This window comes from Aminobacter sp. SR38 (assembly GCF_014843375.1).
Taxonomy (GTDB): domain Bacteria; phylum Pseudomonadota; class Alphaproteobacteria; order Rhizobiales; family Rhizobiaceae; genus Aminobacter; species Aminobacter ciceronei.
Genome location: NZ_CP062112.1, coordinates 4,602,711 through 4,618,538, shown reverse-complemented (window position 1 = coordinate 4,618,538; position 15,828 = coordinate 4,602,711). Strand labels below are relative to the sequence as shown.

Genomic DNA, 15,828 nt, shown 5'->3' with positions numbered 1-15,828 from the left:
CGCAAGCCCCGGAATGCAAGGATATCGTGGCCCCGACAGGGTGCCAAATGCTGCGGCAAAGATGCCCGCCTGCTCGCAATGACTTCTCGGTTACTGCGGGGTTGCCTGCCTTGACCGTGCCAAAAGCCTGCCGCATGGTCCGCCGCGATTGCCTGCCCTGGAGACTGACTTGAGCGAATACCTTGCCTTGCCGCTGGCTGCCCTGCCCTTTCCGAACATCGATCCCGTCATCGTGCAACTCGGGCCGCTGGCCATTCACTGGTACGGGCTGGGCTACATCGTCGGCATACTGTTTGCCTGGTGGTACGGCAAGCGGCTGGTGACCAACACCCGTCTGTGGCCGAACGGCGTGCTGCCGATGAAGCCCGAGGCCCTCGACGATTTCCTGGTCTGGGCAGCGGCTGGCGTCGTGCTTGGTGGCCGCATCGGCTACATCCTGTTTTACGACCTCGCCCGCTACATCTCCAATCCGCTCGACATCTTCGCGGTCTGGCAGGGCGGCATGTCGTTTCATGGCGGCCTGCTCGGCGTCACCCTTGCCATGGTGCTGTTCGCCCGCAAGCACGGCATCCTCGTCTGGTCGCTGATCGACGTCGTTGCCGCCGGCGTGCCGGTCGGCCTCGGCCTGGTGCGCCTCGCCAACTTCATCAATTCGGAGCTATGGGGCCGGGTGACCGACGTGCCATGGGCGATCGAGTTTCCCACCGGCGGACCTTTTCTGCGTCACCCGAGCCAGATCTACGAGGCCCTGCTCGAAGGCCTGGTCCTGTTCCTCGTGCTGTATTTCCTGACTCATTCCAGGCTCAAACTGAAGACGCCGCGTTTCATCGCCGGCGCCTTCGTCTGCGGCTATGGCCTGTCGCGCATATTCGTCGAGTTCTTCCGTGAGCCCGACCAGCAGATCGGCTATCTCCTCGGCGGCTGGCTGACCATGGGCATGGTGCTGTCGGTGCCGATGGTGCTGATCGGCCTGTGGGCGATGCTGTCGGCCAAGCCGGTCACGCAGATCGCCAGGCCGGCATGACTGCGCTCAGGACGCGCATCGCAGGCCTGATCGCGGCATCGGGCCCGATCAGCGTTGCCGACTACATGGCGCTGTGCCTGTTCGATCCAACTGACGGCTATTACACGACGCGCGAGCCGTTCGGTGTCGAGGGCGATTTCACTACGGCGCCCGAGGTCAGCCAGATGTTCGGCGAACTCGTCGCCGTCTGGCTTTATGCCGCCTGGCAGGCGGCAGGGTCTCCAACCGGCGCGACGTTGGCCGAGATCGGCCCTGGGCGCGGCACGCTGATGAAGGACGTGCTCAGGGTTCTGCAAAAACTCGACGGCGCTTTCGTCGCCGGCGCCTCCATCGCCCTGGTTGAGACGAGCCCGAAGCTGCGAGGGGTGCAGAAACAGACGCTCGCCAGCAGCGGCATCCGGATCGACTGGCACGACACGGTGTCGACGCTGCCCACTGCGCCACTGTTCATCGTCGGCAACGAACTGTTCGACGCCATCCCGACCCGCCAGTTCGTCAGGATCGGTGCCGCTTGGCACGAGCGCGTCGTTGGCCTCGATGAAACAGGCGAGCTTGGCTTCGTTGCCGGCCCGGCAACGATCGAGACGGCGCTGCTGCCGGTTGCCGCCGCGACCGCGCCAGAGGGTGCGATCTTCGAATTCGCCCCGGCGCGCACCGGCACGATGGAGCAGATCGCCACCCATCTCGCCACCTTTGGCGGCGCCGGCCTGTTCTTCGACTACGGCCATGTCGAACCAGGCATCGGCGACACGCTGCAGGCGCTGCGCAAGCACCACTATGACGACGTGCTCGCAAATCCCGGCGAGGCTGACCTCACCTCGCATGTCGACTTCGCGGCCCTTGCTTTGGCAGCCCGGGCACATGGGCTTCATGCACATCTGGCAACCCAGGGCGCGTTCCTGCTCGCCATGGGGCTGCTCGAACGCGCCGGCAAGCTCGGTGCCGATGCGGACGCCGCCGGGCGTGAAAAGATCCGCGGCGAGGTCGAGCGGCTGGCCGGCCCCGATGCCATGGGAACACTGTTCAAGGTGCTTGCGGTTGCTCCGCGTGGCACAAGAATTCCCTTCCCCGCCGTCAGTTGACAGCACGCTTGCGCCTGCCCCACTGTCCGGCCTCGAGATGGCGAGGCGACCTGTGGCGGCTGGCCCGGCCTTGACGAAATCGCTGACGAGGATGACAAGGCGGCAATGCTGAACGACTCGAAACCGGATCCGATCCGGTCCAACTTGCTCGCCAGCGCGGAGGCCAATGGCATCCGCCACGGTTACTTCACCCGCACCGGCGGGGTCTCCGAAGGCATCTATCAGGGCCTCAACATCGGCGTCGGCTCCGACGACGACCAGACGCGCGTGGCCGAGAATCGCCGCCGCGTCGCCAGTTGGATGGGTGTGCCGGCCGACCACCTGCTCAGCCTCTACCAGGTCCATTCGCCCGACGTCGTCGTCGCCACCGGCCCCTTTGCCGACGGCCGCCCCAAGGCCGACGCGCTGGTGACCGACAGGCCCGGCATCGCGCTCGGTGCCTCTTCGGCCGATTGCGGCCCAGTGCTGTTTGCCGACCCGCAAGCGCGCATCATCGGTGCTGCCCATGCCGGCTGGAAAGGCGCCTTTACGGGCGTGCTCGAAAACACCGTTGCCGCGATGGAGGGCCTCGGCGCCAGGCGTGAGCGCATCCTCGCCGTGCTCGGCCCGTCGATCAGCGCCGCCAATTACGAGGTCGGCCCCGAATTCGTCGCCCGCTTCGTCGAAGGCGACGCCGACAATGCCAGGTACTTCACACCGTCGGAGAATGCTGGCCACCACATGTTCGACCTCAACCTCTACACGGTCGACCGGTTGCGCAAGGCCGGCGTTCAGGCGGAAGCTCTGAACCGCTGCACCTATGCGGAAGAAGAGCTGTTCTATTCCTACCGGCGCACCACGCACCGCAAGGAAGCTGATTACGGGCGGCAGATTTCGGCAATTGCATTGGAGGACTGACAGCATGGCGCTGCATTTCGAACGAACCGAATTCGACGCCCGGCGCGACCGGCTGATGATCGAGATGGCCGAAAAGAAGCTCGATGCCGTTGTCCTGTTCGCGCAGGAAAGCATGTATTGGCTGACCGGCTACGACACGTTCGGCTTCTGCTTCTTCCAGTCGCTGGTGGTGATGGCCGACGGCTCGATGACGCTGTTGACCCGTTCGGCCGACCTGCGCCAGGCACGCCACACCTCGATCATTGAAAACATCGTGCTGTGGACCGACCGCGACAATGCGAATCCGACGCTCGACCTGCGCAACCTGCTCAACGATCTCGGCCTGCTCGGAGCGCGTGTCGGCGTCGAATACGACACCCATGGCCTGACCGCGTTCAACGGCCGCCGCCTCGACGAGCAGTTGCAGACCTTCGGCCAGATCGTCGATGCGTCCGGCATCGTCGGGCGTTTGCGCCTGTTCAAGAGCCCGGCTGAAATCGAAAAGGCGGAAAAAGCGGCGAGCCTCGCCGACGATGCGCTCGACGCGGCCCTGCCGCTGATCAAGCAGGGCGGTGACGAAGCCAGGATCCTGGCCGCCATGCAGGGCGCGATCTTCACCGGCGGCGGCGACTATCCCGCCAACGAGTTCATCATCGGCTCCGGCGCGGATGCCCTGCTCTGCCGCTACAAGTCCGGCCGCCGCAAGCTCAACAAGAACGACCAGTTGACGCTGGAATGGGCCGGCGTGTTCAACCACTACCATGCGCCGATGATGCGCACGGTGCTGACCGGCAAGGCCTCCAGGCGCCACCAGGAGCTCTACGACGCCTCGCTGGCCGCCCTGCTGGCGGTTGAAAAGGCGATGACGCCGGGCAACACCTTCGGCGACGTCTTCGACGCGCATGCTCGCACGCTGGAAGCACATGACCTGACCAAGCATCGGCTCAATGCTTGCGGTTACTCGGTCGGCGCCCGCTTTACCCCGTCCTGGATGGACATGCCGATGTTCTACCAGGGCAATCCCGAACCGATTGCCCCCAACATGACTTTGTTCGCCCACATGATCATCATGGATTCGGAAACCGAGACCGCGATGACGTTGGGTCGTACCTATCTGACCACTGAATCCGCACCCAAGCCGCTGTCCCGCCATGATCTCGACTTGATCGTACGATGATTGCGCAGAGCGCTGAGGGGCGTTTGCCAGGGAGTTCGGGCAAATGAGACGTTGGATTTTTGCGGCAGCCTGCCTGTCCGCCTCTGCCGCCCTGTCCGCTTGCAACAGCGCCAAGGACGTCCTTGAACCGTCTGCCGTGGCCCCCACCGAGCAGTCGACGGCACTTGCCCGGATTGAAGGCACCGATGTCGCAGCACCCGCCGTGACGGGCGCGGCAACCGCCGCCGCAGCAGCGGGTCCTGCATCGACGGCTGCAGCGGCCGCTCCGGCACAGACCGCCGCCATCGTCGGCAAAGCGCGCGTGCAGTTCGCCCCGATCGTCGGCGCGACCGTCGAAGCGGCGACGCCGCTGACCCAGCGCCTCGGCATCAGGGCCCGCGAACGCGGCATCACGCTCGCCGGCAGCACCGACACCACGCCGCCCGGCATCATCATGCGCGGCTATTTCTCGGCAATGACCGAGGGCAAGGACACGACGGTCGTCTATGTCTGGGACGTCTACGACCCCGCCGGCACCCGGCTGCACCGCATCAACGGCCAGCAGACCGCGCCGTCGACCGGCAGCGGTGAAGGATGGCCAACGGTAGCGCCCGCGACCATGCAGACCATCGCCGACAACACCATCGACCAGTTGGCCCAGTGGCTGGCGGCAAAACCCGGCTAAGCTGCGGCATTCCGTTCCGGTATGTCGCTTTTTTGGGATTCAATGGCGACTCCGCTTGCAATACGAGCCAAGGCCGCTAAAAGCCCGCTCATATTCACTTCCAGGATCGGCGTATGAAACTCTTCGCGGGCAATTCCAACCGGGTGCTAGCAGAAGCTGTCGCTCGCTATCTCAACATTCCCCTGGGCAAGGCCAGCGTCAGGCGCTTCGCCGACCAGGAAATCTTCGTCGAAATTCAGGAGAACGTGCGCGGCGAGGATGTCTTCATCCTGCAGTCGACCGCCTTCCCGACCAACGATCACCTGATGGAACTGCTCATCATGATCGATGCCTTCATGCGCTCGTCGGCACGGCGCATCACGGCCGTCATCCCCTATTTCGGCTATGCACGGCAGGATCGCCGCGCCTCCGGCCGCACGCCGATCTCGGCCAAGCTCGTCGCCAACATGATTGCGCGTGCCGGCGCCAACCGCGTGCTGACGCTCGACCTGCATGCCGGCCAGATCCAGGGCTTCTTCGACATCCCGACCGACAATTTGTTCTCGGTTCCGGTGATGGCCCGCGACGTCAAGGCCAAGTACAAGCAGCTGGGCAACGTCACGGTGGTTTCGCCTGATGTCGGCGGCGTGGTGCGTGCACGTGCGCTGGCCAAGCGCATCGACGCCCAGCTTGCCATCGTCGACAAACGCCGTGAGCGCCCCGGTGAATCCGAAGTGATGAACGTCATCGGCGAAGTGCACGGCAAGGATTGCCTGCTGATCGACGACATCGTCGATTCCGGCGGCACGCTGTGCAACGCGGCCGACGCGCTGCTCGCCAAGGGCGCCACCTCGGTCACCGCCTACATCACCCACGGCGTGCTCTCGGGCGGTGCCGCTGCCCGCATCGCCGGCTCGCAGTTGCAGGAACTGGTTATTACCGACTCGATCCAGCCGACCCAGGCTGTCATGGACGCACACAACATTCGCGTCGTCTCGATCGGCGACCTGATCGGCGAAGCGATTTCGCGCACGGCGACCGAAGAATCGGTGTCGAGCCTGTTCGACTGATTCTTTGCCGCAAGCAGACATTTCAAAGCCCCGCCCGGCATGCCGAGGCGGGGCTTTTTCGTCCCGGCAGCACTGTTTCAGCACATCCGCCAGGCCATGCCGGCGAGCGCCGCGACGGCGAGTACGGCGATCATGTTGGCCTTGAAGCGGATCAGCGCCACCCCGGCGGCGACCGCAATGACCGCTGCAACCGCGTCGAAGCTGCCGATTTCAGGTGCCGGCAGCACGAACGGCCCCCAACCCACCTCGTCGACGTTACCGAACAGGACGTGGAGCCCAAACCACACGGCGAGATTGGCGATGATGCCGACCACTGCCGCCGTCACCGCCGACAGCGCGCTCGCCAACCAGCGCACATGGCGCACCGTCTCGACATAGGGCGCGCCGACGAAGACCCACAGGAAACACGGCACGAAGGTGAACCACAGCGTCACCAACGCCCCGCCAATGCCACCGGCCAAGGGCGCCAGTGCCGCAAGCCGAGCGCCGCCGAGGAAGCCGACGAAGACCAGCACCAGGATCAACGGCCCCGGCGTCGTCTCGGCAAGGCCGAGGCCGGTCAGCATCTCGTCGGGCTTCAGCCAGCCATGCACCTCGACCGCCTGCTGGGCGACATAGGCAAGCACGGCATAGGCGCCGCCAAAGGTCACCGCTGCCATCTTGGAGAAGAAGGTCGCTTCCGCCGTGTAGACATGGGCCGGACCGAGCGCCTGCCACAGGATGATCAGCGGCACGAACCAGATTGCCAGCCAGACGGCGACCGTGGAGAAGAGCCGCCGCGCGCTGGGCCTTGTCCATTCCGGCATGGCGTAGGCAACGTCATCTTCGTCAGCCGCCTCGGCGCCGCTCTGTTGCAGCCCGGCGAGGTGCAGCACCGCGCCGATTGCCGCCGCCGCGACGACGATCAGCGGAAATGGCAGCTTGAGGAAGGCAATGGCAATGAAGGCCACAATCGCCAGTGCGACCATCGCGCCACCCTTCAGCGCCCGCCTTGACACCTTGATCAACGCCTCGAGCACGACGGCAAGCACTGCCGCCTTGAGCCCGAACAGCAGCCCTTGCACCAGCGCGACATGGCCGACGGTGAGGTAGATCGCCGACAATGCGGTGATGACCAAGGCACCGGGCAGCACGAACAATAGTCCGGCCACCAGACCGCCCCTGATGCCGTGCAGCAGCCAGCCGCAGTAGGTCGCAAGCTGCATCGCCTCGGGTCCGGGCAGCAGCATGCAATAGTTGAGCGCATGCAGGAAACGCGGCTCGTCGAGCCAGCGTTTCTCGTCGACGAGGATCCTGTGCATCAGCGCGATCTGGCCGGCCGGCCCACCGAACGACAAAAGCCCGATCCTGGCGAAGGTCCTCGTCGCCTCTCCGAAGGAAGGGTTGGGGCTTGGCAGCGTGGCATCCATGTCAAACCGCCTTCGCTGGCCAGTTGTGGGTTTCCTGGGTGGCGTAACGGCACCAGCCATAGAGCGCATCATAGAGCGTCATGCCTCTTTCGAGCTGGGCATGATCGTCGCCTTCGATGGCCGACAGGCCGAGCGACATGGCGAGAAGTCCTGCAGCCTCGGGCTCCATGTCAAGCCGCGCCGTATCCGCAGCCCTGACGATGCGGGCGAGATGCAGCAGCGGTGGATCCGACAGGCCGAATTCCGCTATGAGTGTGTCGAAGCTGCAGTCGTCGCCACGGTGCGAATAATGCACGTCCTTGATGTCGAAGGGGATGGCGCCGGTCTCGTCGGCGACGTCCTTGACCCATTCGGCCGAGACGAAGTGGAAAATGGCCAGCGGGTCGATGAAGCGCCTGATCAGCCATGGACAGGCGATGCGGTCGATCTTCGGCCGGGCCCGCGTCACCCATTCGCTGGGCCATGGCAGCCCCGGCTCGAGGCCTGGTGCCTCGCGCGCCACGACAGGCCCGCCAGCCGCAAGCCAGGCGTCGATGCCACCTTCCAGCATCAGCGCATCCGCACCGGCGGCGAGCAGCTTGGTCAGCCCGATCTCGCTGACATTGTGGCCATGCGCACAATAGACGACGATGCTCCTCCCCGCCGGAAACTGTGGCAGCCACTCCCCTACCTTCATGTGGTCGCGCCACAACGCACCGGCGATCCGCGTCGGCGCGGCAGCAAACGCGGCGCGGCGACGCACGTCGACGATCAAAGGACACTTCTCCGTACCGATGAGATGGATCAGTTTTATTGCTGAGATCATTCCGGGCATGGTCTTTCCTCCGCACAACATCGCGAAGGCGGAGCTTGGGCCCTTCGGCCTCACGGGGAGTCCACCATGCCCCCGATATGTGAAGTCTATTTGAAAGCGTCGACTGGTTCAATCATCTCAGCACGCCGTCGAGTGCCGGCAGGCCGATGATCGCGGCGGTGGCGATCAGACCGTAGCAGATGCGCCGGAAGGTTGCCTCGTTGGCGCGACTGAACAGGCGCGAGCCGATATAGAGGCCGATTGCGAAGGTCGGCCCGATGGTCAGCGACAGCCCAACCGTCTCCCAGGTCAGCAGGCCGGCAATGAGGTAGCTGGTGATCGACAGCACACTCGATATGGCGAAATAGAGCACGATGTTGGCCCGCACCGTCAGCGGCGGGATGGCGCCGCCGAGCCAGTAGGCGACGACGGGTGGCCCGCCGACCTGGGCAGCGCCCGAAAACACCCCCGAGGTCATGCCGACCGCCGCCGTCAGGCTGGCATGCGGGCGGCCGTGATAGCGCCAGCCCGACATCAGGAGCGCCAGCAGCCCGGCAACGATGGCGACGATCGCCCAGCGGATCATGACGCCGTCGACATGGGTGAGCAGGTAAGTGCCGCTGGGCACGCCAATCATCGCCCCCAGCGCCATAACCCCGACATTGCCGCGGTCAGCGCTGCGCCACGCCTTGGGGATCAGCCCCGGCGTCAGCACCAGGTCGACGATCAAGAGCAACGGCACGGCAAGCTTGGCGCCAATCAGCGCGCTTGCCACCGGCACGAAGATCAGCGCCCCGCCAAAACCCGAGAAGCCGCGCGCGCAACCGGCAACGAAGGCGGCAATGACCAGCACCACGATGGTACCGGTCGAAAGCTGGAGCGGGAGAATTTCGTACATGATGAACTTGTCGGCTTAGTTACTTGAACTCGGCCTGATACAGGCTTGGCAGCATAAGTGCGAGCAGCCACAGCGGCGCCAACAGCGAGCCAGCCCCAAAACCGGTGCGGCGGTTGCACTTTTTGCCGCCTTCCGATATAGAGCCGCCACCCGCGTAGACACCCTTGGAGGCAACGCGGCGGAAGGCCGCCTCACCCGGCGGCTTTCGACGTTTACGGATCAGGCTTCATGCCCGCCGTAGGCGCTCCATACAACCGAAAGGAAATGCCATGAGCGAAACATACGAGCTCAAGGCCGAAGCACGCGAACTGGTCGGTAAGGGGTCCGCCCGTGAAGTTCGTCGCAACGGCAAAGTGCCTGCAGTCATTTACGGCGACAAGCAGCCTCCCCTGGCCATCGCCCTGTCCTACAAGGACATCTTCTACAAGATCCATGGCGGCGGCTTCCTGACCACCGTGGCGACGATCGACGTCGACGGCAAGAAGATCAAGGTCCTGCCGAAGGACTACCAGCTTGATCCGGTCCGCGACTTCCCGATGCATGTCGACTTCCTGCGCGTTGGCGCAAACACCGAAGTCAACGTCCAGGTTCCGGTTCACTTCATCAATGAAGAGAAGTCGCCAGGCCTCAAGCGCGGTGGTGCGCTGAACATCGTCCGTCACGAGGTCGAGTTCCACTGCCCGGCCAACGCGATCCCCGAGTTCATCACCGTCGATCTCGACGGCGTCGACATCGGCGATTCGATCCACATCTCGGCCGTCAAACTGCCGAAGGGCGTGAAGCCCGTCATCTCCGACCGCGACTTCACCATCGCAACGATCGCCGGCACCTCGGCATCGAAGTCGGAAGAAGGCGCAACCGAGGCTGCCTCCGAGGCATAATCGGCGCATACCCGGAGATCCCGACACATGCTGCTCTTTGCAGGTCTCGGCAATCCGGGTACGCAATACCAGAACAACCGGCACAATGTCGGCTTCATGGCGGCGGACGCAATTGCCCGCCGCCATTCGTTTTCGCCCTGGACGAAGAAGTTCAAGGGCATGGTCGCTGAGGGCAACATCGCCGGCGAGAAGATCGTCCTGATCAAGCCTCAGACCTTCATGAACCTGTCCGGCCAGTCGGTCGGCGAGGCCATGCGCTTCTACAAGCTCGCCCCTGCCGATCTCACCGTCTTCTATGACGAACTCGACCTCGTTGCCGGCAAGGTGAGGGTCAAGGTTGGCGGCGGCGCCGGCGGCCACAACGGCATCCGCTCCATCGACCAGCACATCGCCAGGGACTATCGCCGCGTCCGCATCGGCATAGGCCATCCTGGCGTCAAGGAGATGGTCCACGGCCACGTGCTCGGCGACTTCGCCAAGGCCGACAAGGAGTGGCTCGACGTTCTGCTCGACCTGATGGCCGACAGCGCCGATCTGCTGACCAAGGGTGACGACAACGGTTTCATGAACAAGGTCACCGTCGGCCTGCGCGACAAGCTCCAGCCGACCGGCGCGAACGACGCCCCGCCGCCTAAGGCACCCAAGCCGCAGGCGCCGAAGGCCCAGAGCCACATCCGCCAGGCCCGCCCGAACCAGCCTGTGGTCAAGCTTCCCGAGACCGGCCCGATGGCCGCGATGCTGAAGAAGCTGCTCGGCAAGGACTGAGGGGCCACCGGATTCGCCCGGCCATTGAAAGTCTCCTGACACAAGACGACCAGCCGCAATGGTAGAACCCGTCGCTGGCAACAGGGAGCGGATCATGGCGACAACAGGCATTGACGACGTCATCTACATGTTCGCGATGTCGCTTGACGGCTTCATTGCCCGCGAGGACGGCACGTTCGACTGGCTCGACAACTTTCCACCTGATGACGATTACGACTTTTCCGGCTTCATGGCGTCACTGAGCGGCATCGTCATGGGCCGCGCCACTTATGATGTCGTCCGCCGTGAACCCGAATGGGCCTACGCCAAATACCCTTGCCTCGTTGCCACCTCGCGCCCGCTCGACAATCTGCCCGAGAACGCAGAGGCCATGGCCGGCACGCCAGCGGAAATGCTTGCCAATCTTCGCGCGCGGGGCGCCAAAGGCCGCATCTGGCTGCTTGGCGGCGGCGACCTAACCCGCCAGTTCATGGATGCCGGCCTGCTCGACACGATCGAGATCGGCACCATCCCCATAATCCTCGGCTCGGGCCTGCAGGCTTTCGGCGGCAAACAGGCCGATCGCTGGCTCGATCTCGCCTTTGCCAAGCCCTTGGCCAACGGTGCAGTGCATGCGCAATACCGCGTGCGACGCTGAAAGACTTGACGATCTTAGGCCCTATCGCCCATAGCCCTCAGCAAATTCCGATTTCCCGATAGGACCAGAAGACCATGGGTTTCAAATGCGGCATCGTCGGCCTGCCCAACGTTGGCAAATCGACGCTTTTCAACGCGCTTACGCGCACAGCCGCCGCACAGGCGGCGAACTATCCGTTCTGCACCATCGAGCCGAACACCGGCGAGGTCGCGGTTCCCGATCCGCGCCTCAAGCAACTGGCCAACATCGCCAAGTCGAAGGAGATCATTCCGACCCGCATCTCCTTCGTCGACATTGCCGGCCTGGTGCGCGGCGCCTCGAAGGGTGAAGGCTTGGGCAACCAGTTCCTCGCCAACATCCGTGAAGTCGACGCCATCGTGCACGTCCTGCGCTGCTTCGAAGACGACGACATCACCCATGTCGAAGGGCGCATCGATCCCGTCGCCGACGCCGAGACTGTCGAGACCGAGTTGATGCTCGCCGATCTCGAAAGCCTCGAGCGCCGCATCGTGCAGTTCCGCAAGCGCGCGGCCAGCAAGGACAAGGAAGCGACGACGATCCTGCCGATGATGGAGCAGGCCTTGGCGCTGCTGCAGGACGGCAAGCCGGCACGCCTGCTGCTCAAGGGCATTGCTGCCGAGGATCTCGAGATCCTGCAGGGCCTCAACCTTCTGACCTCGCATCCGGTGCTCTATGTCTGCAACGTCGCCGAAAGCGACGCTGCCACCGGCAATGAGCACACTCGGGCCGTCCAGAAGATGGCCGAGGCACAGGGCGCCGGCGTTGTCGTCATCTCCGCTGCGATCGAAGCCGAAGTGGCACAGCTGCCCGACGAAGAGGCGCAGGAATTCCTCGCCGATCTCGGCCTCGACGAGCCGGGCCTCGATAAGCTCATCCGCGCCGGCTATGAGCTCCTGCACCTGATCACCTACTTCACCGTGGGCCCAAAGGAGACGCGGGCCTGGACCGTGCACAAGGGCGCCAAGGCACCCCAGGCTGCCGGTGTCATCCACACCGACTTCGAACGCGGCTTCATCCGCGCCCAGACCATCGCCTTCAACGACTTCGTCACCCTTGGCGGCGAAGTCCCGGCCAAGGAAGCCGGCAAGGCACGCGACGAAGGCAAGGAATATGTCGTCCAGGACGGCGACGTGATGCTGTTCAAGTTCAACACCTGATCGCTTGGCACCATCATGCCCGCGTACGAAAGCCCCGCTCTGCGGGACCCGCTCTGCGGGGCTTTTCTTTTGGCAATGAGCCAGTCGGTCGCCCGGCCTTCGCGAGGCCGGCTTTTTGTCCACGCAGCGTTAACCTTTTGCTAACCAAGCCTGGCTACGGTTGCCTGGAGTTTTGCAGATCGTCTCCAGCTTTGACCACGGATGTACTGGCACTGGATGTTGAGACGCTAGAGAAAGGTCGGGGTCACCCCGGCCTTTTTTGTTCATGCAGCTAAATCCAGCACGTCGTCACGAAACGTCGACCGACTTACGCACGATCAACCGGATTGTTCTCGACGGCCCAACTTCGAATACCTATCTGGCCCCCACGAGGGACGACAGTGATGCTACCCCGCGCCAAAAGCGACCGCTTTGAGGGACTGGATGAAACAGCACGCACATTTCGAGATGGATCTTCCCGCATCGCTGCGTGAAGCCCTGGCGGGCTACAGCTGGGACCGGCAGACAATCGGTCATTCGGATGCCGGGGTGTTCAAGCTGACGGCCAACGGCAAGCCTGTGCTGTTCCTCAAGACCGAGCTGTCAGGCAAATTCGCCGAGTTGCCTGACGAGGTGGCCCGACTGCGCTGGCTGGGCAACCATGGCATTCCCTGCCCTGAGGTCTTCGTCTTCGAAACGCATGCCGGCCACCACTGGCTGTTGATGACTGCAGTTGCCGGACGGGATCTCGTTTCGCAAGAAATGGCGCCCGACAAGGCCATCGCCATCATGGCCGACGCGCTGCGACGGTTGCATGCACTCGACGTCGCCACCTGCCCGTTCGATCACCGCCTCGGGCAACGCATCGCCGTCGCCAAGGCCCGCGCCGAGGCCGGCGAGGTCGATGAATACGATTTCGACGATGAACGGCTCGGCCAGACCGCACAGCAGGTGTTCGGCGAGCTTCTGGCGCGACGGCCGGCATCCGAGACCCTCGTCGTGACACATGGCGACGCCTCGATGCCGAATTTCGTGGCCGATGGCGGCCGCTTCACCGGCTTTGTCGATTGCAGCCGGCTTGGTGTTGCCGACCTGCACCAGGACCTCGCGCTTGCCTGCTGGAGCATCCACTTCAATCTCGGCGAAGAGTGGATCGAACCTTTCCTCGCGCTCTACGGCCTGCCCGAGGCGGACGCGGCCAAGCTGTCCTACTACCAGTTGCTCGACGAGTTCTTCTGAGCGGCTGCCGGCCCGGCATCACCTTATCGATTTGCAACTTGACGTCGCAGGCGCGCAGGTCTATCGCGCCTAGGCGCTTGCCCGGCCATTCGTGATCCTGCGGCGCAATCCTATAACCCCGCCCAAGATCGGGCACGATATCAGCTCCAATATGGGAGACCGACGATGATCAAGGCATTCGTCGTGGAAAACGATCGTCTGCGCCTTGCAGGCTCCATCACGGCCGAAAAGGACAGCATTGTCTGGGCCGACCTGTTCAATCCGACCAAGCAGGAAGAAGCCGACGTCGAGCAGTGGCTCGGCGTTGGCGTTCCGACGCGCGAGGAAATGGAGGAGATCGAAATCTCGTCCCGCCTCTATGTCGAGGACGGCGCCTACTTCATGACCGCCACGCTGCCGTCGCAATCTGACAGTGACGACCCTGTGATGTCGCCGGTGACGTTCGTGTTGCGACGCAACTTGCTGGTCACTATCCGCTATCACGAACCGAAGGCGTTCCTCGCGTTCCCGCTGCGCGCCGAAAAGGCGGCGATCGGCTGCACCTCGGGCGAAACGATCCTTGTCGGGCTGCTGGAGGCGCTTGTCGACCGCCTTGCAGACGTGCTGGAGCGCGTGTCCCGCGATATCGAACTGTTGTCGAAAGACATCTTCAACCCGACCGGAACCAAGGCCTCCAGCCGCGACCGGGGCTTTCAGCAGATCCTCAAGGATCTCGGCCGCAAGGAGTCGCTGACGTCGAACATCCGCGACAGCCTGACCTCGCTGCAGCGCCTGTCGGGCTTCCTCGCCAATGCACTGGCCCAGGGCAAGAACGGCAAGGATGCCAAGGCACGGGTGAAGACGCTGTCGCGCGACGTGCTGTCGCTCACCGACCACGCCTCGTTCCTGTCGCAGAAGATCACGTTCCTGCTCGACGCCACGCTCGGCATGATCAACATCGAGCAGAACGGCATCATCAAGATCGTCTCGGTGGCGGCAGTGGTGTTCCTGCCGCCGACGCTGGTCGCCTCGATCTACGGCATGAATTTCGACCTGATGCCGGAGCTGAAGTGGATGTTCGGCTATCCCATGGCGATCGGGCTGATGGTGGTATCGGCCATCCTGCCGTTCTGGTGGTTCCGCCGCCGCGGCTGGCTCTGAGCCAACGATTGCCCTGTGGCCGGCCTTGCGTGACCCGCGGGGTCGGTCCAAGGTTATCGTACAAGCTTGAACAGGATTGCCGATGAGCAGCAGCAAGACATGGGCATATGAGGACCTCGCCGAGGGCGTCGTCATCGACCTCGGTTCCAAGGTCGTAGTCGCCGAGGAGATCCTCGAATTCGCCTCGGAATTCGATGCCCAGCCCTTCCACCTCGATGAGGAGGCCGGCAAGGCGAGCATTCTCGGTGGGCTGTCGGCATCTGGCTGGCACACCTGCTCGATGTTCATGCGCATGCTGTGCGATGCCCTGCTGCTCGACTCGACCTCGCAAGGCGCGCCAGGCATCGACTACGCCAAGTGGAAAAAGCCGGTGCTGGCCGGCGACGTGCTGGGTGGCAAGCTGACCATCCTGTCCAGCCGCCTGTCGCGCTCCAAGCCTGGGCTCGGCTTCGTCAGGTGGCGCGCCGAACTGGTCAACCAGAAGGGTGAGCCCGTCTTCGAACTGGTCAACACCTGTATGTTCCTGACCCGCGAGGCAGCTCAATGACCCTCGACGAGTATCTCGGCATCGGTGTCACCACAACGCTCGGCAGCCATCATTTCAGCGCCGAGGCGATCAAGGATTTCGCCAGCAAGTACGACCCGCAGCCCTTCCACACCGATGAGGAAGCTGCCAAGGCAAGCGTCTTCGGCGGCCTGTGCGCCTCGGGCTGGCACACCACGGCGGCGTGGATGAAGCTCAACCTGGCGCATCGCGGCCGGACCTGGGACGGTCCCGGACCGAAGCCCGAATTCGGTCCATCGCCCGGTTTCAAGAACCTGAAATGGCTGAAGCCGGTTTTCGCCGGCGAGACGGTGACCTTCACCCGGCGCGGCATAGACCACCGCCCGCTCGCCACGCGCCCTGGTTGGCGGATGATGACACTGCACTCCGAAGGTTTCGACTCGACCGGCGACAAGGTCATCGAGTTCGACAGCGCCGTGCTGGTGAAGGTGGATTAGCGCTGGACATTCCCCTCACCCCGTCTTCTGGGAGA

The 15,828-nt window shown here is 63.8% G+C and carries 17 protein-coding genes; 14 read left to right on the top strand and 3 right to left on the bottom strand.

The annotated features are described in order from the left end of the window. The first annotated feature begins 169 nt into the window (after positions 1-169). The 6 genes from lgt to IG197_RS22555 all read left to right on the top strand — a co-directional run bounded on the left by lgt (position 170) and on the right by IG197_RS22555 (position 5,872). A complete protein-coding gene (lgt, locus tag IG197_RS22580; protein WP_192315081.1) occupies positions 170-1,024 on the top strand; it encodes a prolipoprotein diacylglyceryl transferase in 855 nt (284 codons plus the stop codon). After that, positions 1,021-2,106 (top strand): class I SAM-dependent methyltransferase, encoded by a 1,086-nt coding sequence (locus IG197_RS22575; protein ID WP_192315080.1) that lies wholly within the window; start codon positions 1,021-1,023, stop codon positions 2,104-2,106. Before lgt ends, IG197_RS22575 begins: the two co-directional genes overlap by 4 nt. Positions 2,107-2,211: 105 nt before the next feature. Further along, positions 2,212-3,003, top strand: coding sequence for a peptidoglycan editing factor PgeF (pgeF, locus tag IG197_RS22570; protein WP_067959427.1), 792 nt, complete (start codon positions 2,212-2,214; stop codon positions 3,001-3,003). Between the two features lie 4 nt (positions 3,004-3,007). Then, positions 3,008-4,159, top strand: a complete 1,152-nt coding sequence (locus IG197_RS22565; protein ID WP_067959425.1) for a Xaa-Pro peptidase family protein — start codon at positions 3,008-3,010, stop codon at positions 4,157-4,159. A gap of 43 nt (positions 4,160-4,202) precedes the next feature. Beyond that, positions 4,203-4,823 carry a hypothetical protein gene (locus IG197_RS22560; RefSeq protein WP_192315079.1) on the top strand — a complete coding sequence of 207 codons (621 nt, stop codon included), beginning with the start codon at positions 4,203-4,205 and terminating at the stop codon, positions 4,821-4,823. A gap of 113 nt (positions 4,824-4,936) precedes the next feature. Further along, complete coding sequence (locus tag IG197_RS22555) at positions 4,937-5,872, top strand: ribose-phosphate pyrophosphokinase (RefSeq protein WP_067959419.1); 936 nt, start codon at positions 4,937-4,939, stop codon at positions 5,870-5,872. Positions 5,873-5,949: 77 nt separating this feature from the next. Here IG197_RS22555 and chrA read toward each other — a convergent pair whose 3' ends face one another. The 3 genes from chrA to IG197_RS22540 form a co-directional block, all read right to left on the bottom strand. Continuing rightward, entirely contained in the window at positions 5,950-7,281 is a 1,332-nt protein-coding gene (gene chrA, locus IG197_RS22550; RefSeq protein WP_192315078.1) for a chromate efflux transporter, read from the bottom strand. 1 nt (position 7,282) lies between these two features. Then, the gene (locus tag IG197_RS22545) at positions 7,283-8,086 is read right to left on the bottom strand and encodes a sulfurtransferase/chromate resistance protein (protein ID WP_157097205.1); all 804 of its coding nucleotides are present in this window, start codon (positions 8,084-8,086) and stop codon (positions 7,283-7,285) included. Positions 8,087-8,207: 121 nt separating this feature from the next. Beyond that, positions 8,208-8,972: a sulfite exporter TauE/SafE family protein gene (locus tag IG197_RS22540; RefSeq protein ID WP_067959410.1), complete on the bottom strand. Its 765-nt coding sequence runs from the start codon at positions 8,970-8,972 to the stop codon at positions 8,208-8,210. A gap of 269 nt (positions 8,973-9,241) precedes the next feature. On the opposite strand from IG197_RS22540, the gene IG197_RS22535 reads away from it, so the two are divergent. The 8 genes from IG197_RS22535 (at position 9,242) to IG197_RS22500 (ending at position 15,793) form a co-directional block, all read left to right on the top strand. Next, a complete protein-coding gene (locus IG197_RS22535) occupies positions 9,242-9,853 on the top strand; it encodes a 50S ribosomal protein L25/general stress protein Ctc (protein ID WP_067959407.1) in 612 nt (203 codons plus the stop codon). A 27-nt stretch (positions 9,854-9,880) separates the two neighbouring features. Further along, positions 9,881-10,618: an aminoacyl-tRNA hydrolase gene (gene pth, locus IG197_RS22530; RefSeq protein WP_192315076.1), complete on the top strand. Its 738-nt coding sequence runs from the start codon at positions 9,881-9,883 to the stop codon at positions 10,616-10,618. 94 nt (positions 10,619-10,712) lie between these two features. After that, positions 10,713-11,255, top strand: coding sequence for a dihydrofolate reductase family protein (locus tag IG197_RS22525; RefSeq protein WP_192315074.1), 543 nt, complete (start codon positions 10,713-10,715; stop codon positions 11,253-11,255). Positions 11,256-11,329: 74 nt separating this feature from the next. After that, complete coding sequence (gene ychF, locus IG197_RS22520; RefSeq protein WP_115731145.1) at positions 11,330-12,433, top strand: redox-regulated ATPase YchF; 1,104 nt, start codon at positions 11,330-11,332, stop codon at positions 12,431-12,433. A 423-nt stretch (positions 12,434-12,856) separates the two neighbouring features. Then, on the top strand, positions 12,857-13,651 hold the full coding sequence (locus tag IG197_RS22515; RefSeq protein ID WP_192315073.1) for an APH(3')-II family aminoglycoside O-phosphotransferase: 795 nt from the start codon (positions 12,857-12,859) through the stop codon (positions 13,649-13,651). A gap of 165 nt (positions 13,652-13,816) precedes the next feature. After that, positions 13,817-14,791 (top strand): magnesium/cobalt transporter CorA, encoded by a 975-nt coding sequence (gene corA, locus IG197_RS22510; RefSeq protein WP_115731143.1) that lies wholly within the window; start codon positions 13,817-13,819, stop codon positions 14,789-14,791. A gap of 82 nt (positions 14,792-14,873) precedes the next feature. Beyond that, entirely contained in the window at positions 14,874-15,338 is a 465-nt protein-coding gene (locus IG197_RS22505; protein WP_192315071.1) for a MaoC family dehydratase, read from the top strand. Beyond that, a complete protein-coding gene (locus IG197_RS22500; RefSeq protein ID WP_115731141.1) occupies positions 15,335-15,793 on the top strand; it encodes a MaoC family dehydratase in 459 nt (152 codons plus the stop codon). The genes IG197_RS22505 and IG197_RS22500 overlap by 4 nt, the downstream gene beginning before the upstream one ends. The last annotated feature ends 35 nt before the right edge of the window (positions 15,794-15,828 follow it).